The organism is Flintibacter sp. (genome assembly GCF_046973065.1).
On record NZ_JBKVXZ010000025.1, the window covers coordinates 25129 to 29880 of the forward strand.

The window sequence follows — 4752 nt, forward strand, 5'->3', positions numbered from 1 at the left end:
TTGCTTTAAGAAACAAGAAAATATCTTCCATTCTTTAGGTTGATGAAGTATAATGGAGATACACTATTTGAGAATCTTAAAGAGGTAACAGCTATCATGAAAAAACTATTAACATTGATGTTACTTGTTTCACTGTGCTTAAGCGGTTGTGCATTAGGGAACAATGTATCGGAAGGAGAAAATGCTATGACAATATCTGATTTCAAAAAAGACACAAGCCTGACAAGTATACCGGAAAGCAACGGGAAGCTTTTGAACTTAGATTTAGAATCGGTCATCGCCTATGGCAGACTGCGTGCATTATTTGGAGAACCTAATTATGAAACGCAGAATTCTGAAGATGCTTACTCTTATATTCTGTTTGTTGAGCCGGAATCTTCTGAAAAAATTTACTTGGAAGTGTATGAGGGAAGCAGCGGACCGGCGATTGGTGGTCTGAACAATGCTGAGAGCTTGCAAGCTGCTGAAACTCTGAAGAAATTGATAGAGGAATCAGAAGAAGTGGCGGATTATCAGTATGAAGGCTACTATCAAGATTTGGATTTGAAAATCAGCATGGGAATCAAAAATGGCGTACCTTACTATAACGAAGAACCTTGTGAGGAAATTCCCGATTTTCAGTAATTAGACGAAATAATTATCATTTAGAAGAAGTAGGAAATCTGAAAAGGTCTCCTGCTTTTTTGCACACAAAATTGAATATGGAACTTTAAGGCACTTGCTATTTTCGTTTTGAAAATGACAGGTGCTTTTGCTTTAGGGAGCAAGAAAACATCTTCCATTCTTTAGGTTGATGAAGTATAATGGAGATAAGTTATTTCTTGAAATGATTTCACTCCAAATCGCAGAAGTGGAGGTTACGAGAACACATGAAACACTACACTGTAAAAAGCAAACTTCCCTCAAATACAATTATCCCTATAATCGAAAACAATACTTCAAGTTATATGTTATCAAAAGTTGTTTCCGATAATTTGATGCTATGCAAAATAGAAAGTAATAATTGCTTTGATTTATTTTACACTGGAAAAAAACTCCGAGGTCATTCACTATATTGGATACAAGTAAAAATTATAAATGATAATAATTCTTGCATTTTGCAATTACAGAAAAAACTCCGAACAGATATGAAATATATGTATTATTATATTCCAATGGTGTTTTGGCTCATAGGTATATTGCTGCTTTTTAAAAGTGTTTTCTTAATGGTATTTATTGAAATAATGCAAATTGCAATCTCTACTATCATTCTTTTGATATTAAAGAATGTTGGTAAGAAGAAACAGTTTAATGAGGTAATTGACTTTCTTCAACAAACCGGAATTATATAATTTAATTTTCTTCAAAAGAAGCAGGAAATCTGAAAAGGTCTCCTGCTTCTTTGCACCTAAAATTAAATATGAAACTTTAAAGCACTTGCTGTTTTCACTTTGAAAATGACAGGTGCTTTTTTCGTTTCAGGAAAGGAGTCACATGAATGTATTTGAAGTTGTAAAAGAAAATGTTACTGCCCGACAAGCCGCAGAAGCCTATAGCTTGAAAGTGGGTCGCACAGGTATGGCGTGTTGTCCGTTTCACTCGGATAAATCCCCCAGTATGAAGCTGGATGAACGCTATTACTGTTTTGGCTGCGGAGCAACCGGAGACGCTGTTGATCTGACAGCGAAGCTATTCGGTATCGGGCTGAGGGAAGCTGCTGTCAAACTTGCTGAAGCTTTTGGTCTTAACTATGACAGCCGACAAAAGCCCAGTATTCGCCCTCGTATTCGTGAGCCGACACCGGAACAGAAGTATCAAAAAGAAGAAAATCATTGCTACAAGGTGCTGACAGATTATTTTCATCTTCTTAGAGAATGGGAAAAGAAATACGCTCCCAAACAGCCGGATGAGGAATGGAATCCCCTGTTTGCAGAAGCACTGCATAAGAAGAACTATATCGAATATCTGCTTGATATTCTTCTGTATGGTTCATTGGAGGAACGAAAAGCACTTGTGGCAGAACAGAGAAAGGAGGTGTTAAAACTTGAACAGCGAATTGCAGAACTGTCAGCAGACAGAACCATGCACAGTAGAAGAAATCCGAAACAGCTTAGAGCAGAGCGAGAAAGGTAAGGTTTATAATACTGCCGCAAATTATAAGCGTGTTCTGCAATATGACCCGCTTTTGAAAGGGGCTATCCGAAAAAATCTTCTGACCGAAAGAATCGACATTGTGAAGCCCCTCGGCTGGTATCGTGACAGCCCGACATTGACGGATGTGGATGTGAAATATCTGCTCCTATATTTTGAAGAAAACTATGGTTTGACCGTAGAAAAGAAAATCATAGACGCAGTTGCGGTTATTGCCAACGAAAACCGTTACCACCCTGTCTGTGATTTTCTTAATGCCCTGCAATGGGACGGAACGGAACGCATACGCTTCTGTCTGCACCGCTTTCTCGGTTCTGATACAGATGATTACACCTATGAAGCATTGAAGTTGTTTCTGTTGGGTGCTATCTCACGAGCCTTTCAGCCGGGGTGTAAATTTGAGGTAATGCTCTGTCTTGTAGGCGGTCAGGGAGCCGGAAAGTCCTCTTTCTTCCGTTTGCTTGCGGTCAATGATGATTGGTTCTCTGATGACTTGAAAAAGCTGGATGATGAAAATGTGTACCGCAAAATGCAGGGGCATTGGATTATTGAAATGTCGGAAATGATTGCAACCGCCAACGCTAAGAGCATTGAAGAAATCAAGTCCTTTCTGAGCCGCCAAAAGGAAACCTATAAGATACCGTATGAAACACATCCGGCAGACAGAAAACGACAATGTGTGTTTGGAGGTTCTTCTAATACCCTTGACTTTCTTCCCCTTGACCGAACAGGCAACCGCCGCTTCGTTCCGGTTATGGTCTATCCTGAAAGGGCTGAGGTTCATATTTTGGCAGATGAACAGGCTTCCAGAGCGTATATCAATCAGATGTGGGCAGAAGCTATGGAGATTTACAGAAGCGGCAATTTCCGTCTGAGATTCAGTCCGGCTATGAACGCTTATCTGAAAGCCCACCAAAAGGACTTTATGCCGGAGGACACTAAGGCAGGACAGATTTTAGACTATCTGGAACGCTATTCCGGCAGCATAGTTTGCTCCAAACAGCTTTACAAAGAAGCACTGGGGCATGATTATGACGAACCGAAACAATGGGAACTGCGAGAGATCAATGACATTATGAATAACGCTGTCACAGGCTGGAGGGCGTTCAGCAATCCGAGGTATTTTCCAGAGCCTTACCGCCGACAAAAGGGCTGGGAGCGTATCAGGAACGACAACGAGCCTGACAACAGCATGGATGATTTTCAAGAAATCCCGACAGAGGAAATGGAACAGTTAGGGCTTCCGGAAGAATGGTTGAAGCAAAAATAAAAGCCCGTTGTCGCTTCGGTTGTCGAGCCGGTTGTCGGTCTGGTTGTCGGGCAAAAATCCCGAAAGCCTTGATATTGCGGCACTTTTCCCTTTCTGACAACCATGACAACCAATATTATAAAGAAAAAGGAAATAGTAAAAAGATAGTATCGCCCGATAAAGAAAAAAGGTTTTCTGATGTCCGTTGTCGGAACTTCGTTGTCAGACCTTTCCTTGTCGGGCTTTTTTCATTTAAGGAGGAATATCGTATGACAAATATTGTGAACAGTACACTACCCACCCCAAATAACCATTCGGAGAAAAACAAACCGGATGGAGTTTTTGTGATTAAGCAAGGCAAAACAAATTATAAAGTCAAAGTGTTTTTTGACCATAGTAGCGGTTTGACTGCTGAGGACAGATTGAAACGCATTATTCAGGCAGAAGCAGAGAGAGAGTCTGCGTAAATAATATAAAAAATATCCACGCACCCCCTTGACAAAAGCTTTCAGATGTTTCGTTGCTTAGTTTTTTTGTACTGCTTTCAGCAGTGCATCTTGGATCATTTCCTGCTCATAGACAGTGCTGGCATAACGCTGATCTGAAAGCGCACGGAGCATCTTATCTTTTGCCAGCTTTTTCATAGCTGCTGCCGTTTCTTTATCCAGCTTTCCACGGCGGGTGCTTTGCAAAATGGTGTTCATCCGGCGGGTATAAATCGCCTTAATGGGGTGATCGTCTGCAAGCTCCCGCTGCTCCCGGCCTCTCAGATTGCCGATTTGTCGGCACGTCCGTCCCCGTTGGTCGCCGGGGGCCAGACCGCCGCAGTATTTGGTGTGCCGTGCGTCAATGGTGAGAAACCACCTGCCGCAGATGGGACATTTCTTGGGCGCATGGCCCACACAAAGCCCCTCAAACAGATCGGAACGGAACATTCCCACAAAGGAGACATAGTGCATCCGCTTGACCAACTGTGGCTCCGTCTTTCCAGGCCGAACGGCGGATACATACTGCACCGAAGCATTGGTTAGGGTCATCCAGGCCGGGTTATCCAGCGACAGAGTTGGCTCACCTTTGAAGAACTGCCCGAACATCGCCGCATAACCGTCCGGGGTACGGTCATAGCCGGGTTCATTTAACCGCTCTGCAAATTTTGTCAAGGCTTCCTTGTATTGCCCCAGAGAATAGCTCAAATGCCCCAGCACCTGCACTATTCGGACGAGCATGGTTGCCTTGCCATGCTGACCAGTCAAAGCACAGATCAACTGCTCCTGCTGAGTGAGCTGCAAATAGGCTTTGGCATCCTCCATATATTCTTCGGAAAAGATGGCTGCAAGTTTTTGCTCAAAATAGCTTCGATTCAGGCGGGAGAA

The 4752-nt window shown here is 42.7% G+C and carries 6 protein-coding genes; 5 read left to right on the forward strand and 1 reads right to left on the reverse strand.

The features are described 5' to 3' along the window. The first annotated feature begins 42 nt into the window (after positions 1-42). The 5 genes from ACLTXB_RS10240 to ACLTXB_RS10260 all read left to right on the forward strand — a co-directional run bounded on the left by ACLTXB_RS10240 (position 43) and on the right by ACLTXB_RS10260 (position 3846). Positions 43-624 (forward strand): hypothetical protein, encoded by a 582-nt coding sequence (locus tag ACLTXB_RS10240; protein ID WP_428226916.1) that lies wholly within the window; start codon positions 43-45, stop codon positions 622-624. Positions 625-869: 245 nt separating this feature from the next. Next, a complete protein-coding gene (locus ACLTXB_RS10245; RefSeq protein WP_009269081.1) occupies positions 870-1331 on the forward strand; it encodes a hypothetical protein in 462 nt (153 codons plus the stop codon). 142 nt (positions 1332-1473) lie between these two features. Then, complete coding sequence (locus ACLTXB_RS10250) at positions 1474-2112, forward strand: CHC2 zinc finger domain-containing protein (protein ID WP_428226040.1); 639 nt, start codon at positions 1474-1476, stop codon at positions 2110-2112. Beyond that, on the forward strand, positions 2036-3400 hold the full coding sequence (locus tag ACLTXB_RS10255) for a VapE domain-containing protein (protein WP_428226057.1): 1365 nt from the start codon (positions 2036-2038) through the stop codon (positions 3398-3400). Before ACLTXB_RS10250 ends, ACLTXB_RS10255 begins: the two co-directional genes overlap by 77 nt. Beyond that, positions 3382-3846, forward strand: coding sequence for a transposon-encoded TnpW family protein (locus ACLTXB_RS10260; RefSeq protein WP_237948570.1), 465 nt, complete (start codon positions 3382-3384; stop codon positions 3844-3846). Before ACLTXB_RS10255 ends, ACLTXB_RS10260 begins: the two co-directional genes overlap by 19 nt. A 57-nt stretch (positions 3847-3903) precedes the next feature. Here the strand turns inward: ACLTXB_RS10260 and ACLTXB_RS10265 are convergent. After that, positions 3904-4752, reverse strand: an 849-nt coding sequence (locus ACLTXB_RS10265) for a DUF6076 domain-containing protein (RefSeq protein ID WP_428226917.1), incomplete at its 5' end; no start/stop codon positions are given.